General features: G+C 61.5%; 21 protein-coding genes. 13 read left to right on the forward strand and 8 right to left on the reverse strand.

The genetic code is table 11. The features are described 5' to 3' along the window. The first annotated feature begins 455 nt into the window (after positions 1-455). Together odc2 and VL202_RS01385 are read left to right on the forward strand one after the other, a co-directional pair. On the forward strand, positions 456-1,589 hold the full coding sequence (gene odc2, locus VL202_RS01380; RefSeq protein ID WP_325462401.1) for an ornithine/lysine decarboxylase: 1,134 nt from the start codon (positions 456-458) through the stop codon (positions 1,587-1,589). A gap of 88 nt (positions 1,590-1,677) precedes the next feature. After that, positions 1,678-2,268, forward strand: coding sequence for an N-acetyltransferase (locus VL202_RS01385; RefSeq protein WP_325462402.1), 591 nt, complete (start codon positions 1,678-1,680; stop codon positions 2,266-2,268). A gap of 71 nt (positions 2,269-2,339) precedes the next feature. Here VL202_RS01385 and VL202_RS01390 read toward each other — a convergent pair whose 3' ends face one another. Then, a complete protein-coding gene (locus VL202_RS01390) occupies positions 2,340-2,708 on the reverse strand; it encodes a hypothetical protein (RefSeq protein WP_325462403.1) in 369 nt (122 codons plus the stop codon). 289 nt (positions 2,709-2,997) lie between these two features. Here VL202_RS01390 and VL202_RS01395 point away from each other — a divergent pair, with 289 nt between their 5' ends. Continuing rightward, positions 2,998-3,441, forward strand: a complete 444-nt coding sequence (locus VL202_RS01395) for a glyoxalase superfamily protein (RefSeq protein ID WP_325462404.1) — start codon at positions 2,998-3,000, stop codon at positions 3,439-3,441. A 49-nt stretch (positions 3,442-3,490) separates the two neighbouring features. On the opposite strand, the gene VL202_RS01400 is transcribed toward VL202_RS01395, so the two are convergent. The 3 genes from VL202_RS01400 to VL202_RS01410 all read right to left on the reverse strand — a co-directional run bounded on the left by VL202_RS01400 (position 3,491) and on the right by VL202_RS01410 (position 6,503). After that, entirely contained in the window at positions 3,491-4,480 is a 990-nt protein-coding gene (locus VL202_RS01400; protein WP_325462405.1) for a WD40 repeat domain-containing protein, read from the reverse strand. Further along, positions 4,480-5,592 (reverse strand): GTP-binding protein, encoded by a 1,113-nt coding sequence (locus tag VL202_RS01405; protein ID WP_325462406.1) that lies wholly within the window; start codon positions 5,590-5,592, stop codon positions 4,480-4,482. The genes VL202_RS01400 and VL202_RS01405 overlap by 1 nt, the downstream gene beginning before the upstream one ends. Positions 5,593-5,711: 119 nt before the next feature. Continuing rightward, a complete protein-coding gene (locus VL202_RS01410; protein ID WP_325462407.1) occupies positions 5,712-6,503 on the reverse strand; it encodes a creatininase family protein in 792 nt (263 codons plus the stop codon). 94 nt (positions 6,504-6,597) lie between these two features. On the opposite strand from VL202_RS01410, the gene VL202_RS01415 reads away from it, so the two are divergent. The 3 genes from VL202_RS01415 (at position 6,598) to VL202_RS01425 (ending at position 9,225) form a co-directional block, all read left to right on the forward strand. After that, positions 6,598-7,092, forward strand: coding sequence for a MarR family winged helix-turn-helix transcriptional regulator (locus VL202_RS01415; protein WP_325462408.1), 495 nt, complete (start codon positions 6,598-6,600; stop codon positions 7,090-7,092). Positions 7,093-7,195: 103 nt separating this feature from the next. Beyond that, positions 7,196-8,224 (forward strand): LacI family DNA-binding transcriptional regulator, encoded by a 1,029-nt coding sequence (locus VL202_RS01420; protein ID WP_325462409.1) that lies wholly within the window; start codon positions 7,196-7,198, stop codon positions 8,222-8,224. 29 nt (positions 8,225-8,253) lie between these two features. Further along, positions 8,254-9,225 (forward strand): 2-hydroxyacid dehydrogenase, encoded by a 972-nt coding sequence (locus VL202_RS01425; protein WP_325462410.1) that lies wholly within the window; start codon positions 8,254-8,256, stop codon positions 9,223-9,225. 25 nt (positions 9,226-9,250) lie between these two features. On the opposite strand, the gene VL202_RS01430 is transcribed toward VL202_RS01425, so the two are convergent. Further along, complete coding sequence (locus tag VL202_RS01430) at positions 9,251-10,009, reverse strand: gamma-glutamyl-gamma-aminobutyrate hydrolase family protein (protein WP_325462411.1); 759 nt, start codon at positions 10,007-10,009, stop codon at positions 9,251-9,253. 445 nt (positions 10,010-10,454) lie between these two features. Between VL202_RS01430 and VL202_RS01435 the strand changes: the two genes are divergently transcribed. The 3 genes from VL202_RS01435 to VL202_RS01445 all read left to right on the forward strand — a co-directional run bounded on the left by VL202_RS01435 (position 10,455) and on the right by VL202_RS01445 (position 14,124). Then, positions 10,455-12,764, forward strand: a complete 2,310-nt coding sequence (locus VL202_RS01435) for a putative bifunctional diguanylate cyclase/phosphodiesterase (RefSeq protein ID WP_325462412.1) — start codon at positions 10,455-10,457, stop codon at positions 12,762-12,764. A 161-nt stretch (positions 12,765-12,925) separates the two neighbouring features. Continuing rightward, the gene (locus VL202_RS01440; protein WP_325462413.1) at positions 12,926-13,681 is read left to right on the forward strand and encodes an N-acyl amino acid synthase FeeM domain-containing protein; all 756 of its coding nucleotides are present in this window, start codon (positions 12,926-12,928) and stop codon (positions 13,679-13,681) included. Between the two features lie 218 nt (positions 13,682-13,899). Continuing rightward, positions 13,900-14,124 carry an aa3-type cytochrome c oxidase subunit IV gene (locus tag VL202_RS01445; protein WP_325462414.1) on the forward strand — a complete coding sequence of 75 codons (225 nt, stop codon included), beginning with the start codon at positions 13,900-13,902 and terminating at the stop codon, positions 14,122-14,124. 123 nt (positions 14,125-14,247) lie between these two features. Here the strand turns inward: VL202_RS01445 and VL202_RS01450 are convergent, their stop codons facing one another. The 3 genes from VL202_RS01450 to rpsU form a co-directional block, all read right to left on the reverse strand. Beyond that, on the reverse strand, positions 14,248-14,727 hold the full coding sequence (locus VL202_RS01450; RefSeq protein ID WP_325462415.1) for a DUF992 domain-containing protein: 480 nt from the start codon (positions 14,725-14,727) through the stop codon (positions 14,248-14,250). Between the two features lie 214 nt (positions 14,728-14,941). Continuing rightward, complete coding sequence (locus VL202_RS01455; protein ID WP_414692786.1) at positions 14,942-15,832, reverse strand: tetratricopeptide repeat protein; 891 nt, start codon at positions 15,830-15,832, stop codon at positions 14,942-14,944. Positions 15,833-16,126: 294 nt separating this feature from the next. Further along, entirely contained in the window at positions 16,127-16,369 is a 243-nt protein-coding gene (rpsU, locus tag VL202_RS01460) for a 30S ribosomal protein S21 (RefSeq protein WP_414692787.1), read from the reverse strand. Positions 16,370-16,782: 413 nt separating this feature from the next. Between rpsU and VL202_RS01465 the strand changes: the two genes are divergently transcribed. The 4 genes from VL202_RS01465 to VL202_RS01480 are packed head-to-tail and all read left to right on the forward strand — an operon-like array spanning position 16,783 to position 21,936. Continuing rightward, positions 16,783-18,036, forward strand: a complete 1,254-nt coding sequence (locus VL202_RS01465) for a sarcosine oxidase subunit beta family protein (RefSeq protein WP_325462416.1) — start codon at positions 16,783-16,785, stop codon at positions 18,034-18,036. Between the two features lie 12 nt (positions 18,037-18,048). After that, positions 18,049-18,393, forward strand: coding sequence for a sarcosine oxidase subunit delta (locus VL202_RS01470; protein ID WP_325462417.1), 345 nt, complete (start codon positions 18,049-18,051; stop codon positions 18,391-18,393). Beyond that, the gene (locus VL202_RS01475) at positions 18,390-21,383 is read left to right on the forward strand and encodes a sarcosine oxidase subunit alpha (protein ID WP_325462418.1); all 2,994 of its coding nucleotides are present in this window, start codon (positions 18,390-18,392) and stop codon (positions 21,381-21,383) included. The genes VL202_RS01470 and VL202_RS01475 overlap by 4 nt, the downstream gene beginning before the upstream one ends. Then, the gene (locus tag VL202_RS01480) at positions 21,376-21,936 is read left to right on the forward strand and encodes a sarcosine oxidase subunit gamma (RefSeq protein WP_325462419.1); all 561 of its coding nucleotides are present in this window, start codon (positions 21,376-21,378) and stop codon (positions 21,934-21,936) included. The genes VL202_RS01475 and VL202_RS01480 overlap by 8 nt, the downstream gene beginning before the upstream one ends. The last annotated feature ends 33 nt before the right edge of the window (positions 21,937-21,969 follow it).

Consider the following 21,969-nt stretch of genomic DNA (forward strand, 5'->3'; position numbering starts at 1 on the left):
AAAAAAGTCTTGATTACGACAAGGTTTTTTCTTATCTCCCATTCAGCCCAAAGTCGCACGTGCCCATGGGTGTCCGCCGACCCTCGAACTGGGAAATATCCCTAAGGTGAGGTCATCGGTAAGGTACCTGGAACTAACCCCTCCAGTCGCTATCCCGGCCAACCGGAAATGCGAGGACATCTGAAGCAACGACGGTGCGGGCCTTTTTGTTCTCTTCCGGCTTTCCATCAGCCGGGATTACTAAGAGGCACACCTTCATTGCCGGAAGTGCGGTAGGGTTCTCCTTCCAATCAATGGCAGACAAAGCGGATCAAAGCTCCTGGCAGGGCGTTGGTCCATCATTCGCGCATTATGCGCACGTCTGGATCCGGGGTCTCCACCGGCTGGTTCCAGGGCGTGATCGCGTATGCCCTTTGTCCTCCGGTTTTCCGGAGCCTAACAGATTGGGGAATAGCATGGCCACTGCACGCATCATCGACTTCCTGAACACCCGACGTCCCGAAGGTCCCTGCCTCGTGGTTGACCTCGACGTCATCAGCGACAATTTCAAGGCTTTCCGTCATGCCCTGCCGGACAGCGCGATCTACTACGCCGTCAAGGCCAACCCGTCGCCGGAAATCCTGCGCCTGCTCGCAAGCATGGGTTCCAATTTCGATTGCGCGTCCGTTGCTGAAATCGAAATGGCGCTCGATGCCGGTGCGACCGCGTCGCGCATCTCCTTCGGCAACACGATCAAGAAGGAACGCGACATCGCCAAGGCGCATGCGCTCGGCGTTTCGCTGTACGCCGTCGACAGCCACGAGGAAGTCGAGAAGATTTCCCGTGCCGCTCCCGGCGCTCGCGTGTTCTGCCGTGTCCTGACGGATGGCGAAGGTGCCGAATGGCCGCTGTCGCGCAAGTTCGGCTGCGTTCCGCAGATGGCCGTCGACGTTCTCGTCTACGCGCATCAGCTCGGTCTCGTGTCGCACGGCGTCTCGTTCCATGTCGGTTCGCAGATGACCAAGGTCGATGCCTGGGATTCGGCGCTCGCGGATGCCAAGCGCGTCTTCGTGCAACTGGCCAAGCAGGGCATCGAGCTGAAGATGGTCAACATGGGTGGCGGTTTCCCGACCAAGTACCTGCGCGACGTGCCGTCGGCTGAAGCCTATGGCCAGGCGATCTTCGGTTCGCTGCGCAAGCACTTCGGCAACAACATCCCCGAAACCATCATCGAGCCGGGCCGTGGCATGGTTGGCAATGCCGGCGTGATCAAGGCGGAAGTCGTCCTGATCTCGAAGAAGTCGGACAATGACAACCACCGCTGGGTGTTCCTTGACATCGGCAAGTTCGGCGGTCTCGCCGAAACCATGGACGAAGCGATCCGTTACCCGATCCGCACCATCCATGACGCCGACGAGATGGAGCCCTGCGTACTGGCCGGCCCGACCTGCGATTCGGCCGACGTGATGTACGAGAAGAACATGTATCCGCTGCCGGTCTCGCTCACCATCGGCGACGAGGTTCTGATCGAAGGCACCGGCGCCTACACGACGACCTATTCGGCGGTCGCTTTCAACGGCTTCGACCCGCTGAAGGCCTACGTCATCTGATCAGCCTGCTCCGGTTAAACGCCGGAGCAGCAAATTCACAATTTGTCATAACCGCCGCTTATCACGGTATTGGGTACGGGAGGCCACGATGGCCGCTGTTCTTGATTCTGTCCGCGCATTCTTCGCGCAGAATGCCTTCACCATTGACATGGAAAATGCCGGCGACGTCGTCGCGCGCGAAAACCTGCTTGATCGCTCGATGGGTCCGAACCGTCGCCGCAAGTCGTCGGAGGCGCTGCGCCGTGGCCGTGTGCCGGCCGAAGGGCTGGCACTGGTTGCCCGCGATGCTGATGGTCATGTCATCGGCACCGTGCGCCTGTGGAACGTCGAAGCGGGCGTTGCCCGCGATGGCTTGGCCATCGATGCCCTGCTGCTCGGACCGCTTGCGGTCGATGGCGGCCATGAAGGCAAGGGCATCGGCGCGGCGCTGATGCGTGCGGCGATTGGCGAAGCCAAGACCCGTGGCCACGGTGCGATCCTGCTGGTGGGCGATGCGCCCTATTACGAGCGTTTCGGCTTCTTTGCCGAAAAGGCCCGCCACCTGGTCATGCCCGGCCCGTTCGAGCGCCACCGCTTCCTGGCGCTGGAACTGAAGGACGGCTGGCTGGATGGCGCCGCCGGCCTGCTTGTTGCCAGCGGCCGCAAACTGTCGCAGGCCTCGTTCCGCCGGGTCGCCTGAACGGAACGTCTCATGCTCCGTGATCGGCCGAACGCTCTTGGCGTCCGGCCGATCTTTTTTGGTGCGCTCGCTCAGGCGTTGCGCCGCAGCGCGAACAGACAGAGCATGCCAATGGTGCCGATGAGAACGACCATCGATCCGATCTTCACCAGCGTCGGGTCGCCCGCCTGGTCGACGACAATCTTGCCGGCGACGAGAAGGACGGCGCCGATCTCGTAGACAAGGAATTGCGGCACGGCGAGCCGTGACGCGCGCAGGGCAGGATAGGCCCGGTGCAGAAGGCCAAACAGCATCGAGACCACGAAGCCGACGAGATTGGCATGCGCATGTGAATTGGCAAAATTCAGCTGTTCGGTAATCCCCATCCAGATACCGAATGCCATGCCGAAGGTTACCCAGAGCAGGCCGCAGAACAGATAAGCATCGTCCAGTTTTTTCATGTGTCCCTCCCAAAGAATCAGGCACCCCCGTGCCTGTGGCGGGATGCTAGCATTTGCGGGGCCAAGTCATAGAGGGATTGCTGCCCGCGTTCTGCTTGCCTGGACTGTTTGACATCTTCCGGCTGATCCCGTATCTGGATGGCGACGGGTGAGAGCCCCGGCCGTCCGCGAGCTTATGCTTTAGGTGAAGTCTCTCGTATCTCTTCGGTCGTCCCTGATTGTGGCGTGCGAATGGTGGCAATGCGGGCTCCCTCCGATAGACTGCACGCTCCATGTTGGAGACTTGAAGATGCGTGGACCAGTCCCGCTTCCATCCCTCGATGCCCTGAAAGATCAGGCCAGACGGCTGCGCGCTGGCTTGGCCGTCGATGGCCAGGACATTACCCACTCGAAATCGCTGGAGCTTCTGGCCGCGCAATATGGTTTTCGCGACTGGAACACTCTGCATGCCACGGTCGGAAACCGGCCGCCGCTCAATCCGTGGATGCTCGGATCGCGTGTGAAGGGCCATTATCTCGGCCAGCCGTTTGAAGCGAGTATCCTCGGCGTGCAGGCGCTCACCACCCAGCCCGGCCGCTATCGGCTGGTGCTGGATTTCGACGAGGCGGTCGATGTCGTCACGTTCGAAAGCTTCTCGGCCTTCCGCAAGCGCGTTCACTGCACGATCGACGAAACCGGCCGGACAGTCGAGAAGACGTCGAACGGCCGGCCGCAGGTGGAGTTGATGTGGTGATGTCAAAGAGGAAGGATGCAGCGCGCTGACCCGCGTCGCATCGTCAAAATCATCCGGCGATATCGACCACGCCGCAATCGCCGGCTTCCGAACCGAAGGCCAGTTGGCGGCCGCTCCGGTTCCAGGCCATGGCCGTGATCGCGCCCTTGCCGGGGCGGCGAAGCAGCACTTCCTTGCTGTCGGCGAAGCGCACCACCATGATCATGCCATCGGCATAGCCGATCGCGACGATTTCCTCTGCTGGATGGCAGCAGACCTGCGTCACCATGATGTTGGCGCGGGTTCCGAGTTCGAGCGGCGCCTTGCCCATCGGGCCGTCCTTGGCCTGGAACGGCCAGACGATGGCGGCGGGTGCGCCGGAGGAGGCGAGCCACTTGCCCTTGGACGACCAGGAAATGGATTTGATCTTGGCCGGATAGCCGGTCATCCGCATATGCCGGGTCTCGGCGCCGGGCTTGGTATCGAGTTTCCAGCCATGCAGGGCATTTTCCTGCATCGTCGTCACACAGAAGCGGCCGTCGGGCGAGAAGGTGACGCCGGTATGGGCGCCCTTCCATTCGAGATCGACGGGTTGCCCGGCCATCGCCACCCAATGCAGCGAAACGCCGTTGTAGCGCGCCAGCGCGATGCGCAGGCCCTTGGGTGCAAAGGCGATGCCCTCGACGGTGCGCTCCTCGGTGAAATCCTTGACGCTGCCGTCGGCAAGCCTCACATGCGCCGTCTTGCCATAGGCGTAGGCGACTGCCCCTTGAGGTCCGGCTGCGACCTGGGAGATCCACTTGCGCGGAACGTTGGCGATTTCCTCGACCGTGCCATCTCCTCGGATGCGCAGCACCTTGCCGTCCTCACCGCCGGTCAGCAGCGTGTCGCTAGCATCATCCCGAATGCAGGAGAGCAGGCCTTCATGCGCTTCCACGGTCTTGTGGCCGTGGTCCAGGCGGTGGATCAGGCCGGAGGATTCGGCAAAGAACGGCACGTCGCCGAGAAAGGCCACGCCGGCGACATGGCCTTCGAGATCAAGAGGAGCAACTGTGGGCATTAGTGCGCTGCGGCCTCAACAGGGGTGGCAGCGCAGGCGTTGAAGGTGCGCTCCAGCTTCTCGCGGTCCAGTTCGCGGCCGATGAAGACGAGGCGGCTTTCGCGCTTTTCGCCGTCCTTCCAGGCGCGCTGGTGATCGCCCTCGATGATCATATGCACGCCCTGGACGACATAACGTTCCGCGTCGCCCTTGAAGGCGATGATGCCCTTGAGTCGCAGGATATTCGGGCCTTCCGTCTGGGTGATCTTCTGGATCCAGGGGAAGAAGCGGTCGGGGTTCATCTCGCCGCCGCGCAGGGAAACGGACTGAACGGTGACGTCATGGATCGGCGACGGTGCATGGTCGTGATGGTGGTGATCGTGTCCATGATGGTCATGATCGTGGTGATGATGGTCGTGATGATCATGGCCGCAATCGGGGCCGTGGACGTGGTCATGGTCGTGATGATCGTCGTGATCGAGGAAATGCGGATCGTTTTCCAGCGCGCGCTCGAGGTTGAAAGCACCCTGGTCGAGAACCTTGGTCAGGTCGATGTTGGAGCGCTCGGTGCGATGGATGCGGGCCGACGGGTTGATAGCGCGCACGGTCGCTTCGATCTTGGCCAGTTCTTCCGGTGTCACGAGGTCGGTCTTGTTGAGCAGAACGACATCGGCAAAGGCGATCTGGTCTTCGGCTTCGCGGCTGTCCTTCAGGCGCAGCGGCAGGTGCTTGGCGTCGACCAGCGCCACGACGGCGTCGAGTTCGGTCTTGGCGCGCACGTCGTCGTCCATGAAGAAGGTCTGGGCGACCGGCACTGGATCCGCAAGGCCGGTGGTCTCGACGATGATGGCGTCGAAACGGCCGGGGCGGCGCATCAGGCCTTCCACGACGCGAATGAGGTCACCGCGCACCGTGCAGCAGACGCAGCCATTGTTCATTTCGTAGATTTCCTCGTCGGATTCGACGATGAGATCGTTGTCGATGCCGATCTCGCCGAACTCGTTGACGATGACGGCGTATTTCTTGCCGTGGTTGTCCGAGAGGATGCGGTTAAGCAGCGTCGTCTTGCCGGCGCCGAGATAGCCGGTGAGCACGGTGACGGGAATAGGCTTGATGGCGGATGCATCGGTCATGGGAACCTCGGAGATTTGGGCGCCTTCCGGCATGGATGATGCTGATATAGGAGATGCAACGCGCCAGCGCAAATCCTGGCCACGGCCCCGACGAATAAAATCACCCGTTTGCTTTTTCCCTAGCGAAGGACGGAAACGTCGAAGGCGGCGACGTCCTCGAACAATTCGATAATTCCTGTCACGGCATGGGCGATTAGGATTTCGCCCCGCTCGGCCGTTGCCGCGGACGCATCCCCGGCAACGCCTTCGCTGTTCAGATCGCTCATCTTCCAGCCGAAGGCGTGCGGGCCGTAGGCGCGCAGATGCTTGTAGCTTTTGGCAAAATCCGCCTGCTTCGATCCGAAGCGTGCTGCCTTCGCCATGTCGACCTTCGTGGGATCAAGCGCCAGCATCACCGATGTCTCGATGTCACCGCCGTGAATGTCGATCGCCTTGGCGCCCGGGTCGATCCAGCCTTCAGGCTGCCCGAAGCGCGTCCAACTCGTCGCGACCGCCAGCATGTTGAATCGCACGCGTGCCTCGGTGGCGACGATTGTCAGGAGCGGTGAGTTGCCGCCATGCGCGTTCAGCATCACCAGCTTGCGGATGCCTTCGCTGTTCAAATTCTCGGCGATATCAAGCCAACGACTGACGGCTTCGTCGAAACCTAGTGAGCGGGTGCCCACGACGTCCATATGTTCGATCGAGTAACCGATCGGCTCGGTTGGCAGAAACGTCACGGGCAGGGTGGAAGGCAAGCAGCCGATCAGCCGGGTCACCAGCCCCTCGGCGATCAGCGTGTCCGTGTCGAAAGGCAGGTGTGGCCCGTGCTGTTCATGCGCCCCGAGCGGAAGGACGGCGATCCACTCTTTCCGCGCCGAAGCCGGAAGATCGGAATCATTGTCTTTCCAACGGGCTGCGGGGAATGTCATGCTCTTGTCAGCCTTTCGGTTGTACTTGCGGACGGACTGTCATTCGAGTCATACAGGGGTCGGAAGGCCGCGCAAGAACTTTGGGGGAGGACCGATGGGAAAGAAGAGCAAGGCCGAGAAGAAAAACAAGGGCAAGAAGAAGCATGACATCGACGTGCATGCCCAGGACCTCGCGTCGGTTCTCGTACAGGCAGCGCGTTCAATGCGCACCGTGCTGTCGCGCAATCTTCTGGAGAGCGGTCTTTATGCCGGCCAGGATGGCGTGATGCTGGCGCTTGCCGAAACCGATGGGCTCACCGCCGGGGTGCTGGCGATGAAGCTTGGCGTCAAGGCGCCGACCATGACCCGCACCATCGGCCGCATGGAAGCGCAGGGTTTTCTGGAACGCCGGGCGGATGAGGAAGATGCTCGTCTCACCAAGGTCTATCTGACCACCGTTGGCCGTGACAGGTTGCAGATCATCTCCGACGCCGGCAAGACTTCCGAGGAGATGGCGACCAAGGGGCTGACGGACAAGCAGATCAAGACCCTGATGAAACTGCTGCGCGCCGTCGACGGCAATTTGCAGAACACCGCTGTCACTGAATAGAAGCGCAAAGCCGGCTTACGATTTGCCGATTGCAGCTCCTATTTAAACAGTTTAAAGAAGATTTAAAAATAACGGTGCGCAGCCGATAAGCCCAGGGGGAAACGTGGCGCAGAAGATCAAGCTCTCCACCATTGCGGAAACGCTTGGTGTGTCCACGGCAACCGTATCCCTGGCCCTGCGTGACAGTCCTCTCGTCGCCGCCATGACGCGCGACAAGATCAAGGATCAGGCCCGCGCGCTCGGCTACATCTACAACCGGCGTGCCGCCAGCCTGCGCACCTCGAGGTCCGGCATTATCGGCGTCGTCGTGCACGACATCATGAACCCCTTCTACGGTGAAATCCTGAAGGCGATCGAGGCGGAACTCGATCGCGACCGGCAGACCTTCATCCTGTCCAATCATTATGATTCCGTCGAGAAGCAGCGCGCCTTCATCGAGACCCTGCTGCAACTGGGCGGCGATGGCGTCATCATGTCGCCGGCGATCGGTACGCCTCCGGAAGATATCCAACTGGCGGAAGACAACGGCATGCCGGCCATCCTGATTGCCCGTTCGATCGAAGGGCTCGACGTGCCGATCTTCCGCGGCGACGATGCCTATGGCATTTCGCTTGCCACCAATCATCTGATCAGCCTTGGTCACCGCGTTATCGCCATGGTTGGCGGCACGGATCAGACCTCCACCGGCCGTGATCGTTACCAGGGCTACGTCACCGCCTTGCGCAAGGCGAATATCGAGGTCGACCCGGACCTGCGTATTCCCGGCCCGCGCTCCATGCAGGGCGGCTTCGAGGCGGCAGTGCATCTCTTGTCCCTGCCGCAGAAGCCCACGGCAGTCGTCTGCTGGAACGATCTCGTCGCCATCGGTATGATGAACGGCATCGCCCGCGCCGGCCTCGTGCCCGGCCGCGACGTTTCTGTGACTGGTTACGACGATCTCGAGGAGGCGTCGATCGCGACGCCGGCCCTCACCACCGTCTGGAACGGCCAGTCGGATGTCGGCCGCAGCGCTGCGCGGGCCCTGCTCGACAAGCTCAACGGCAGCCACGAGCCCGACGGCATCCATCTCATCAAACCCGAAATGCGGATCCGTCAGTCGACCGGTCCGCTTCGATCCCATACATCCGAATAACCGGGTCCGATCCCGGAAAGGAGCGAACCATGTCGCACGGCCGCCCCCGTATTCTCGTGCCCGGAAAGATGAGCAAGCGCGTGCTCGACCGTCTGCCGGAGACTTTCGACCTCGTTTTTGTCGAGGCGGCCGATCCTTCGCTGGTGACGCCGGAAATGGTGTCGGATGTTCAGGGCATCGCCGTTTCGGGCAAGCTTCCGGCCGGCTTCATGGATGCGTTCAGCAATCTCGAAATCATCGCCAATTTCGGTGTCGGCTATGACGGGATCGATGCGGCACATGCGGCAAAGCGCGGTGTCGTCGTCACCAACACGCCGGATGTGCTCACGGAGGAAGTCGCCGATACCGCGATCGGTTTGCTCCTCAACACGGTGCGCCAGCTTCCCGCCGCCGAGCAATGGCTGCGCCAGGGGCGCTGGGCGAGGGACGGTGCCTTTGCCCTGTCGCCGCTGACCCTGCGCGGACGCACCGTCGGGCTCTATGGTCTCGGTCGCATCGGCCTTGCCATTGCCCGGCGGCTCGAAGCTTTCGGCGTATCGATCGCCTATCATACCCGTACAGCGCGCGAGGGACTTGCCTATACCCACTATCCGACCCTGAAGGACATGGCCGAGGCGGTCGATACGATCATCGTCATCGTGCCCGGCACGGAGGCGACCCGTCGGACGATCAATGCCGAAGTGCTGCAGGCGCTGGGACCGCAGGGTGTCCTGATCAATGTCGGGCGCGGCACGACGGTGGACGAGGCGGCCTTGGCCGACGCGCTTTCGCGCGGCGTGATTGCCGCAGCCGGTCTTGATGTCTTCGAAAGTGAACCATACGTGCCTGAAGCCCTGCTGGCGCTGCCGAATGTCTCGCTGCTGCCGCATGTCGGGTCCGCCTCGCAGGCGACGCGCAATGAAATGGCCGATCTGGTCGTCGACAATCTCGTCGCCTGGTTCGACACCGGCGAAGCGCTGACGCCGGTGGAAGAGACGCCCTTCAAGCGGAAGAGCGTCTGACGACGTCAGTTCGCGGGTTTGCGGATCAGGCTTTCGCCTTTGCGGCGGCGTAGGCGCGCACCGCATCGCCGAAGGCCTGGAACAGGCTGGATGACGGACCGTCCTTGCCGACCCAGTATTCCGGGTGCCACTGCACGCCGACGGCAAAGGCCTTGGCGTCGATCACCGACACGGCCTCGATCGTGCCGTCCTCGGCCACGGCCTCCACGGCGAGGCGTGGTGCAGCTTTTGAGATCGCCTGCCGGTGCAGCGAATTCACCTGGATTTCGCCCGCGCCAAGCACGGAGGCGAGGCAGGTGCCTTCCTTGACCGTGATGTTCTGGCGGATGCCATAGGCGACATCAAGCTCCGGCACGTCCGGCTTGCGGTGATCCCACATGCCGGGCACGTCCTGGATTTCATTGGCGAGCGTACCGCCGAGCGCGACGTTCAGTTCCTGGATGCCGCGGCAGATGGCCAGCAACGGAATGCCGCGCTCCAGCGCCCGGCGGATCAGCGGCAGGCTCGTCGCGTCGCGGCCCGGATCAAACGGCCCCTCGGCTTCCGTTGCCTCTTTTCCGTAGAGCGTCGGGTGGACATTGGTGCGCGATCCGCTGACGAGAACGCCATCGACGCGGTCGAGGATCGCATCGGCGTCATTGCCGGTTTCAAGGGCGGGGACGAGGAAAGTCATAACCCCTGAGCCTTCCACGGCGGCGCGGACATATTGATGCGGGGTTGCATGCCAGACATTGCCGTCGAGTGCTCTGAAATCGGCTGGTATCGCTACCACAGGTTTGCGCATTGCTGGTCTCCACCGGCGGCATCGCCGCCATCTGCTGCACGAGTCTTCACTGTTTTGACGGGTTCAAGCCATCGCCTTGCCCTACCGTAAAGTCAACCAAGACGGAAATGAAACAGCTTTCCACCCGGTTTTCGAGGCCTCGGCGAAATATCGTCTGTGGACCTTAAAAATGCAGTAACCATCCGCGCAAAAAAGATTGTCCGCGTGTACCTGGGAGATGTTGCAGCCGGAGTAACACGAAAAACCAGTCCGAGGTTGAATCTAGGCATGGTTGCAAAAAACCGGATACTCTTGCATTTGTGCTGCAATATTGGGTTGAAATCTTCCAGTAAAGCGGGATGTTGGTCACTTGACTCAATATATGAGAAGGTTTTTGCGCTCACAGCGCGAAATCTTTCGTTAAACCCTGCGGAATAACACTTCTCCAAACCGGAGCAGGGGGTTCATGAAATCACGTGAACAGGGCGCTCTTCCGATCGATGTCTACCTGTCGTTCGTAAGCTCGCTCTATGATTATCGCCAGACGCTTTTGATCGGCATGTTGTCGCATGCCGTCACGTTTCTGCTCGTCCTGGCGAAGACCGGTGATTTCTTCTATCTCGTCTGTACCGTCGTGATCGCGCTGATCTGGTTCGTGCGCCTGATCGGCATGCGTCAGTTCGATCGCATCGATCTTGCGGCATTGGATGTCGAGGGCATCCGTCGCTGGGAAAGTCGCTATAATTTTGGCGCTGTCTGCGCGACGATCACGCTCGGAACGGCCTGCGGATATTCCATTCTCGTCAGCCGGGATCCGTTTGCCGAGTTCGCTTGCATCTCGGTGACTCTCGCCACCATGGTGTCGCTCGTTGGTCGCAATTATGGTTCGGCGCGTGCCGTCGTCGTCATGTCGCTGTCCGCCTGCGGCCCGATCATCCTTGGCCTGCTGGGGCTGATGGATGGTTTCATGGCTATCCTGGCGGTGCTGATGGTGCCGTTCATCCTGACGACCTGGTCGATGGCAAAGGGCGTGCGAGAGACACTGCACAAGAATGTGCTCGCCGCGCGCGAAATCTCGACCATTGCCGGACGCTTCGATCTGGCGCTCAATAACATGCCGCATGGCCTGTTCATGCTGGATGCCGACAACCGCATTCTCGTTGCCAACCGGCGCGCCTGCGAACTGCTCAATCTCGGCGACCAGGAGCGGCTGAAGGATTGCCATCTCGATGCCGTGCTCCGCTATGGCGTGCGTCACACATTTCTGGAGCAGGATCAGGCCAAGCAGGTACTGAAACAGCTTGACCGGTTGATGAGGGGCATCGAGTCGCAAGCCCTCATTCCGTTTTCCGACGACCTGTTCCTGGAATTCACGGCCAGCCGGCGCGCCAGTGGTGGCATCGTCCTGATTTTCGAGGATGTCACCGCACGCGTGCGGGCGGAAAAGAAGATCCTCCAGATGGTGCGGTTCGATACGCTGACCGGCCTTCCCAACCGCGATTATTTTGCCGAACTCGTCGGCAATGCGCTCGCCGAGCGCAAGCCGAACGGCGAGGTCGGCTTCATGGTTCTCGATGTCGCCGAATTCAAGCATGTCAACGATACAAAAGGCCATGTGGTCGGTGACAAGCTGCTCTGCTCCATTGCCGAACGGCTAAAGAAAATTGTCGGCGACCGGGCGATCGCCGCGCGCCTGATGGGCGACGAATTCGTCCTGCTTTTTGTCGATGAAACAAGCAGGCGGGAGTTGGAAGAGCGCATGCGTGCGCTGCATGCGCAGATGCGCGGAACCTATCAAGCCAGCGGGTTCACCTTCAACATTGCCATGAGCGCCGGTTACGTCATTGCCGGCAGCTCGGATTTCCGCCTCGAGGACATGCAGATCAAGGCGGATTTGGCGCTGTTCGAAAGCAAGAGCCGCGACAAGGGAAGCTGCACCGCCTTCGAGGCGGAGATGGATGCGAACTATCTCGACCGGCAGAAGCTGAAGGCGGATTTGCGCGAGGCGCTGGAAACAGGGGGCCTGGCCGTCGCCTACCAGCCGATGTTCGTGGCAGACGGGTCACGCATCGAATGCTGCGAGGCGTTGGCTCGCTGGACGCATCCCGAGCGTGGCCCGGTATCGCCGATGGTCTTCATCCAACTGGCGGAAGAGATCGGTGTCGTCACGGACATCACCAGATTCATGCTACGCCAGGCCTGCGTCGATTGCCTGACCTGGCCGCAGCATATCGCCGTCTCCGTCAATCTCTCTGTTCTCGACCTGCGCAACAGCGAAATCGTCGCCGTCGTCATGGATACGCTGACGGAGACCGGGCTCGATCCCGCCCGCCTGCATCTGGAAGTGACGGAAAGCTGCCTGATGGAAGAGGCAGCCAAGGTACAGACGATTCTGCAGGAACTGCGTGCCCGCGGCATCACCATCGCCATCGACGATTTCGGTACCGGCTATTCCAGCCTGAGCTATCTCGACGCACTGCCGCTCGATATCATCAAGATCGACCGTTCCTTCGTCCGCAACATTCGCGAGGATGCCCGTCGCTTCAAGCTGCTGCGCGGCACGGTCAACCTGTCGCGCGAACTCGGTCTCAAGATCGTCATCGAGGGCGTCGAGACCGAAGACCAGCTTGCCCTTATCAACGAGTACAAATGCGCCGATCTGGTGCAGGGTTATGTCTTCGCGGCACCCATGCCGTCGCTGGCCATCGACAGCCTGTCGGATACGCTCTCCAAGAAGACATCCGTGCCCAAGCGGCGCGGGCGCCGCATCGCCTGATCTTTTTGCTCCACCCACATGCCAAAGCGGCAAACGTTCGTTTATTTTAGCGTTAACGATTTGTTAAGGTTAACAAATCCTTTTTGGTTAAGTTTCCGTTAAGATGTTGTGAGGATCCTCACTCTCCTAGATGAATACTCCGTTCACAGGGGTAGTCATTCATGGATGCGCGTACGGCGCCGCAGATCAAGTTTGCGGACAGATTGCTGGAGCTTTTGGATCACGTCGAATATCGGCGGGTGGAAACGGGCGAGGACATGGAGGATGTCGCGCGCGTCCGCTTCAAGGCCTACAAGATGGCCGATATCCTGCCTTTGTCCGGCAACATGCTGATCGACGACATCGATTTCGACAGCCACGCCTATGTATTCGGGATCTACTTCGAGGAGCGGCTGATCAGTACGGTACGGGTGCATCACGTCACGCCGGAGCATCGCGTCAGTTCCTCGGGCTCGGTTTTCGGCGCCGAGATCGGAAGCCTTCTCGATGCCGGCATGTCGCTGATCGATCCCGTCCGGTTGGCCGCCGATCCGGAAATCCTCAAGGAAATGCCGGCCATTCCCTACCTTACCCTGCGAGTCGCGACGATGGCCTCGGAACATTTCGATGTCGATCGCTGCCTGTCCCTGGTGAAGCCCCAGCATGCGGCCTTCTACAAGCGTGTCTTCGATGCGGAAACCATTGTTGCTCCGCAGAAGAATTGCGGCAGCTACAAGATCGATCTGACCTTGCTCGCCGCCCGTGTCCGCGAAATCCGCCCGTGGCTCTATACGCGTTTTCCCTTCTTCGATTCGGAGGCGTTCGAACGGCGGATGATGTTCGGCGGGGCGGGGTCGGCCTATCACTCGCCGCTGACGGTACTGCCGACGGCGAGGTTGGCGCTGACGACGCAGAGCAGGTCCCGGGGACAACCCTGAAGTCGGCATCCACCCGGTAAGGGATGCCGACAACGCTTATGCCGCAGGTCTTCACTTCGGGTTTTCATTGCGCTTGACCGCGGCTTTGTGTAAGGGCACCTATGTGTGACCGCGGCCGTCCGGCAGGCGAAACCGCGAAAGATGGATTTGAGACGAGATGCGGTGCTCGCCGCGCAATTGGTTGAGCGCAGTGCCGCGGCATTTTGGGAGACATGACGATGGCTGAACATCATTCCGGACCGGCCGAACTTGGCGCGCCGATGGATTACGCCGAGCACGAAAAGACCTATTCCTTCTTCCTCAGTGCAACGAAGTACGGCACGCTCTTCTGCGTCGCCCTCCTGGTCGCCATGGCCGCCGGTTTCTTCACCAGCGCCGGCTTCTTCACCGCGCTCGTTCTTTTCATTCTCCTCAACGTCGCCGGCTTCGTGCTTCTGCGCTGACTGGCTTTTCGCCCCCGTGATGATCGACCGGCTAACGATGTCGGGATGGTCCATGCGTGGCGCAAGATCCAAAGAAAATGCCCGCCTCACCGGCGGGCATTTTTGTGACTTGAAGATGCTGTATCAGATCGCTGCGGGAGACAGCGTCATCTTCTCGACGCCAACGGCGACATTCAGACCTTCCTGCACCTGCACATTGACCGGCTGCAGCATGAAGGCCTTGTCGAGGCCGCCGCCGAGCACCTTGGCGCCTGCACCGGCGGCAAAGCTCGCATCGACGCCGAGGCCGTAATAGTCGCCGCTCAGCGGGAAGTTGAGGTCGCTGGCGCCGGTCTTGGCCAGCACGTTCCACATCATCACGCTCTTGCCGGTCTGGCCGACATCGATGCCGATTTTCGAGATCTTGCCGTCATAGATCGCAGCCGGCCCGCCTGATGCCGGGGTATAGGTACATTTCAGCGCTTTCTGCGAGCTGATGATCATGCCGACGCCGCCGTCCGAGGCGCAGACCAGACGGCCGAGGGTGACGTAACTGGCAGCGTCCGCAGGAACTGTCCAGATGGCAGCGAGCACGGCAGCGGCGACGAGAGTTCGTTTCATCATTGTTTTCACTCCTGTTCGACCCGGCCTTTCGACCATGTCTGGGCGGATCGTTCACTTGGTAGGCGCAACGCGCGGTTCTGGAGGCGCTACGCTGATGACAAGCCGCTAACGGGCGGTCTGCCGGATGGTTCCGCTGCGCCGCCAAATTCACGGCAACAAAAAACCCGCTGCGACCGGCAGCGGGTTCGGTTCCTCTCGAGCAGGTCGCCTCTTTTCAGGCGCCGCCAGCTTTTACGCGAGCGAGACCGGCGCGGGCAGGCTCATACTTCGTGTCCAGCGACAGGGCGTGCGAATAAGACTTTGCGGCTTTCGCCTTCTCGCCCTTGCGCTCGTAAACCAGAGCCTGGTTGGCCCAGGATTCGGCGATCTTGCCGTTTAGCGTGATGGCCGTGTTGAAATCCGAAAACGCATTGTCGTCGTCGTTGAGGGCGACATAGGAAATGCCGCGTCCGTTATAGGGTTCCGGCGAGCTCGGAGACAGCGAGATGGCGGTCGAGAAGTCCTCGATCGCCTGCGCGTGCTGTTTGCGGGCCTGATAGATCAGGCCGCGATTGTGATAGGCGCGCGGGTCGGTGGTGTCGAGTTCGATCGCCTTGTTGAAGTCGGCGAAAGCCTGGTCGAGCTGGCCGGCCTGGCGATAGAGATTGCCGCGACCGATGAAAGCGACGTCGTAGCGCGGGTTGATCTGGAGTGCCATGTTGTAATCGCCCTGCGCGGCGGCCTGGTCACCCATGTTGCGCTCGACCAGCCCCCGGTTGGCATAGGCCTGGTAGAAACGCGGGTTGAGCTCGATCGCCTTGTTGAAGTCGGCGAGCGCCCGGCGGAATTCGCCGGCGCGGCCATAGGCCGAGCCGCGGACATTGTAGCCTTCCGGATCGCTCGGATTGGCCGCGATCACGCCGGACAGCGAGGCAATGTTTTCTTCCGAACCCTGTGCGCGTTCGACGCGCAGCGTGTCGGTCGAACTGTCGCCCGTCGTGCAGCTCGAAAGCGTCAAGGCGGCAACCGCCAGCAGGGAGGCAAGGGCGAAGCCGCGTCGATTGGAACGCTCGGCGCTGGTGCCGGTATGGTCGGAAAAATCCGCAGTCCTGGCAGTCGATGTCAAGATTGATCCCTCAATTAAGCGAAGCCTCGCGGCATGCCCCGTGCCGCGAAACGGCAGATCGGCCAGCATGCACAGTTTCAAAGTCGAGGAGCATATCAGGTGCACCATCCGGGGTGCCGGCTCCATGTCCGAAGACAGTGTAGCACGCATCGCGTGCTTCTCGCATGCATCCGGCATCATCTCCGGCCGCATCAAGCTTGAATCGGATGTCCGTCATCCTCCTCAAACAGAAAGAGCGGCGGCGACCATGTCGCCCCCGCCCGAATTACGCGTCTAATGCGCTGAAGGCGCGGATCAGCGTGCTGCAACCGCTGCCGGACGACCGGCAGGCATGATGCCGCTCTCGCGCTGTGCGCGCTTGCGGGCCAGCTTGCGAATACGGCGAACGCCTTCGGCCTTTTCGCGGGCGCGCTTCTGGGACGGCTTTTCGTAGGCTTCGCGCATCTTCATTTCGCGGAAAATGCCTTCGCGCTGCATCTTCTTCTTGAGTGCGCGAAGCGCCTGATCGACATTGTTGTCGCGGACTAGTACCTGCACGTTAATCCCGTTCCTTCGGTTTCGAGTTATGCCTCACAAGTCATGCGACGAGGCAAAAAAATAATGTTCGCAGAGCCCGAGAGCTTTACGATTGGCAGAGCGGATAGCAGATCGGTCGCTCAAAGTCCAGCCGCGAGTGCCCTCGATGCTGAAAATTGCCGGCATTGGCTGTTTCATACGTTGCGGTGACGCGCCATGTTTTGCCGCGCATCTGCGTGTATGGTGCCGCAGCCGACACGGGATGCGGGCCGATGTCGGAAAATGAACATGTGGCGTGGCATGTCGCAAGTCGTACGAACAGCGCCCGCGCGCGTCGCAAAAGAAACGTTGCGGAAGTTCGGGATTTGCGATTTCTAACGGCGACCACAAGGAATTCACCGGCCCTCGGGCAGGACCATGGAGTGTGAAGGCGGATGCGCAAATATTCGGTTTTTGCTGTCGCTCGCGAAGCGATGCGCGGCCACAGGGGTTGGGAGGCGCAGTGGGCCTCTCCCGAGCCGCGCAAGGACTATGATGTCATCATCATCGGCGCCGGCGGCCATGGTCTCGGCACGGCCTATTACCTTGCCAAGGAACACGGCATTACCAATATCGCCGTGCTGGAAAAGGGTTGGCTGGGCGGCGGCAATACCGGCCGCAACACCACCATCATCCGCTCCAACTATCTCTATGACGAGAGCGCGGGCATCTACGACCATTCGCTGAAGCTGTGGGATGGGCTCAGCCAGGACCTGAACTACAACGTCATGTATTCGGCGCGCGGCGTGATGATGCTGTCGCACAACATCCATGACCAGCAAGTGTTCAAGCGCCATATCCATGCCAACCGGCTGAACGGCATCGACAATGAATGGCTGACGCCGGAACAGGCACAGGAATTCTGCCCGCCGCTCGATATTTCGCGCTCGGCCCGCTACCCGATCAACGGTGCCGCCCTGCAGCGCCGCGGCGGCACTGCCCGTCACGATGCCGTGGCCTGGGGCTATGCCCGTGCCGCCGCCGATCGCGGCGTGCACATCATCCAGAACTGCGAAGTCACTAACATCCGCCGCAATCCTGACGGTTCCGTTGCCGGTGTCGATACCAATCGCGGCCAGATCAATGCCAAGAAGGTCGGTGTCGTCGCTGCCGGCCACACATCCGTCCTGATGGAGATGGCCGGCGTTCGCATGCCGCTCGTCAGCTATCCGCTGCAGGCTCTCGTCTCCGAGCCGGTCAAGCCGATCTTCCCCTGCGTCGTCATGTCGAACACCGTGCATGCCTATATCTCGCAATCCGACAAGGGCGAACTGGTGATCGGCGCCGGTACGGACCAGTATTCGTCCTACTCGCAGACCGGCGGCCTGCAGATCATCACCCATACGCTGGATGCGATCTGCGAACTGTTCCCGATCTTCCGCCGCATGAAGATGATGCGCTCGTGGGGCGGTATCGTCGATGTGACGCCGGATCGCTCGCCCATCCTCGCCAAGACTCCGGTTTCCGGTCTCTACGTCAATTGCGGCTGGGGCACCGGCGGCTTCAAGGCCACGCCTGGCTCAGCCAACGTCTTTGCCCATACGATCGCCAACGACGCGCCGCATCGGATCAACGCGCCGTTCACGCTGGAACGCTTCCGTTCGGGCCGCCTGATCGACGAAGCCGCCGCCGCGGCCGTTGCGCATTAAGGGGAAAACACCATGCTTCTGATCTATTGCCCCTATTGCGAGGAAGAGCGCTCCGAGCTCGAATTCCGCCAGGCCGGCGACGCCCATATTGCCAGGCCGACGAACATGACCGAGATGTCTGACGAAGACTTCGAGGCCTTCTTTTTCCTGCGTGACAACGTCAAGGGCCTGACCTTCGAGCGCTGGCGCCACCTGAACGGTTGCGGCCGTTTCTTCAATGCCGCCCGCGACACCGTCAGCGACAAGTTCCTGACCACCTACAAGGCCGGCCTGCCGCGCCCGGATCTCGCCACCCTGCGTCCGGCGCCGTCCGCCCCCGTCGAAACCTATGAAGCCACGGAGTCGAATGCTAAATGAGCGGCGCCAATCGTATCCCCGGTGCAGGCCGTCTCACCCCTGCAAAAACCGCCCGTTTCTTCTTCGACGGCAAGAGCTATGCGGCGCTGGAAGGTGACACGGTCGCCTCGGCTCTGCTCGCCAATGGCGTTCATCTGGTCGGTCGCTCGTTCAAGTATCACCGTCCGCGCGGCATCGTGTCGGCGGGTGTTGAAGAGCCGAACGCACTGATCGGGGTCGAGCGCGACGCTGCCCGCAAGCAGCCGAACGTGCGCGCCACCGTGCAGGACGTCTTCGATGGCATGAAGGTGATCTCGCAGAACCGCTGGCCGTCGCTCGCCTTCGACGTCGGCGCGGTCAACAACCTGCTGGCGCCGTTCTTTGCGGCGGGCTTCTACTACAAGACCTTCATGTGGCCGAAGCAAGCCTGGAAGCATGTCTATGAGCCGCAGATCCGTGCTGCCGCCGGTCTAGGCGTCTCGCCGACCGAAGACGATACAGACCATTATTCCAGCCGTTATGCCCATTGCGACGTGCTGGTGATCGGCGCCGGGCTGGCCGGCCTGTCCGCGGCGCTCGCCGCCGCCAAGACCGGTGCCCGTGTCATCATCTGCGACGAACAGCCGGAAGTCGGCGGTGCACTGCACTACGACAGAAGCGTCACGATCGATGGTCAGGACGGCTTTACCTGGGCTCAAAGCACGGCGGCCAATCTGGCGAAAATGGATAACGTCACCGTCCTGCCGCGCACGACGGCCTTCGGCTATTACGCCCAGAATTTCGTCGGCCTGAACGAACGCGTCACTGAGCATCTGGCCAAGCCCGACCGGAAGCTGCCGCGCGAACGCCTTTGGCAGGTCCGCGCCAAGCGCGTCATCATCGCCACCGGTGCCATCGAACGCCACATGGTGTTTGCCAACAACGACCGGCCCGGCATCATGCTGGCGTCGGCGGCCCGCACCTTCCTCAATCATTTCGGCGTCGCCGTCGGCAGACAAGTCGGGGTCTATACGGCCAACGATTCGGCTTACGAGGCTGCCTTCGACCTGAAGCGCGCCGGCGTGACCATCGCTGCCATCATCGACAGCCGCGAGCAGCCGGGCGAGGGCGTTCTGGCGGAAGCCCGTTCGCTTGGCATCGAGGTTCTGGCCGGCCATGGGGTCGTCGATACCGGCGGCAAACTCCGGGTCTCCTCCATGTCCGTTGCCCGCAACGGCGGCGGTGCGTCGCGCAAGATCGCCATCGACGCGCTGTTGATGTCGGCCGGGTGGACGCCCTCGGTGCACATGTTCTCGCAGTCGCGCGGCAAGGTTGCCTATGACAACGAGACGCAGCGCTTCCTGCCCGGCACCTATGCGCAGGATTGCCTCTCCGTCGGTGCCTGCAACGGCACCAACGACCTGCAGGCCACCATCGAGGAATCGCTGGCGGCCGGCGAACTGATGTCGAACGCTTCCGGTTTCACATCATCGGAAAAGCTGGCCCTTCAGGGCGCGAACGCCTTCTCCTGGACCGGCGGCATGGCCGGTGCAGCGGAAGGGGCCGGGGCGGATACGACGGTCAAGGCCTTCATCGACTTCCAGAACGACGTCTGCGCCAAGGATATTCGCCTTGCAGTGCGCGAAGGCATGCACTCGATCGAGCATATCAAGCGCTTCACCACCAATGGCATGGCAACCGACCAGGGCAAGCTGTCCAACATACACGGCCTGGCGATCGCTGCCGAAACGCTTGGCCGCGAAATCCCCAAGGTCGGCCTCACCACGTTCCGCGCGCCCTATACGCCGGTCACCTTCGGCACGCTGATCAACCATTCGCGCGGCGAACTGTTCGACCCGACCCGCAAGACGCCGATGCATGCGCTCGAAGAGCAGACAGGCGCGGTGTTCGAGGATGTCGGTCAGTGGAAGCGTGCGTGGTATTATCCGCGCGCCGGCGAAGACATGCATCAGGCCGTCAATCGCGAGTGCAAGACCGTGCGCGATGTCGCCGGCATCTTCGACGCTTCTACTCTCGGCAAGATCGAGGTCGTCGGCCCGGATGCGGCTGAGTTCCTCAACCTGATCTACACCAACAGCTGGGATACGCTGAAGCCTGGTCGCTGCCGCTACGGCATCATGCTGCGCGAAGACGGTTTCGTCTATGACGACGGCGTGGTCGGCCGCATGGCCGAGGATCGCTTCCACGTGACGACGACGACGGGCGGGGCCGCCCGCGTCATGAACCACATGGAAGACTATCTGCAGACCGAATTCCCGCATCTGAACGTCTGGCTGACATCGGCCACTGAACAGTGGGCGGTCATCGCGGTCCAGGGTCCGAAGGCGCGCGAGATCATCGCGCCGCTGGTCGAAGGCATCGACCTGTCGAACGAAGCCTTCCCGCATATGAGCGTTCGCGAAGGCAAAATCTGCGGCGTGCCAACACGGCTGTTCCGCATGTCGTTCACCGGTGAAACCGGCTTCGAAGTCAACGTTCCCGCCGATTTCGGCCCGGACGTCTGGGCGGCGATCTACAGCCGGGCGGAAGCGCTCGGCGGCTGCGCCTACGGCACCGAGGCGATGCATATCCTGCGCGCTGAAAAGGGCTATATCATCGTCGGCCAGGATACGGATGGCACCGTGACGCCGGACGATGCCTCGCTCGGCTGGGCCGTGGCTAAGAAGAAGACGGACTTTGTCGGTATCCGTGGCCTCAGGCGGCCCGACCTTGTGGCGGACGGACGCAAGCAACTCGTCGGCCTCCTCACCAAGGATCCAAAGGTGGTGCTCGAAGAGGGTGCACAGATCGTTGCCGATCCGAACCAGGCCGTGCCGATGACGATGATCGGGCATGTGACCTCGTCCTACTGGTCGGAAAATTGCGGCCGCTCGATCGCGCTGGCGCTGGTCGCAGGCGGCAAGGCGAAGATCGGCCAGACGCTCTATGTGCCGATGCCCGACAAGACGATCGCCGTCGAGGTGAGCGACATGGTGTTCATTGACAAGGAAGGAGGCCGCATTCATGGCTGATTTTGGGGCTGATCTGGCGACCCGTACCCTGCCGCTCTCCGGCTTCCATGGCGGCTCCGGCGCCGCGTCCCTGTCGGTGGCGACATCTGCCACCCGCATCTCGCTGCGCGCCAAATCGGATGCCGTCGCCGCACTTTCCGGTGCGCTCGGCCTGTCGCTGCCGATCAAGCCGAAAACCTCGGCTTCCGCCAACGGCCGGCATGCGCTCTGGCTCGGCCCGGACGAATGGCTTGTGATCGACGAGGCCGAAGGCGACCTGATGTCGGCCGTTGCCGGTAGCGGCGTCCTGCATTCGGCAACCGACATCTCCCACCGCAACACCGCGATCCTGGTCAAGGGTCGCGGCGCCGAAGTGGCAATCAACGGCGGCTGCCCGCAGGACCTGTCGCTCACCGCCTTCCCGATCGGCGCCTGCTCGCGCACCGTTCTTGCCAAGGCGGAAGTGGTGCTGCTGCGCACGGCGGAAGACGCCTTCCGCGTCGAATGCTGGCGGTCGTTTGCGCCGTATGTCTCGGGGCTGCTGAATGAGGCGGCGGAAGACGCGGGGAATTGAGGTTCTTACTCGTCATCCTCGGCCTTGAGCCGA

It is taken from the genome of Pararhizobium sp., from assembly GCF_035497515.1.
Lineage (GTDB): Bacteria > Pseudomonadota > Alphaproteobacteria > Rhizobiales > Rhizobiaceae > Pararhizobium.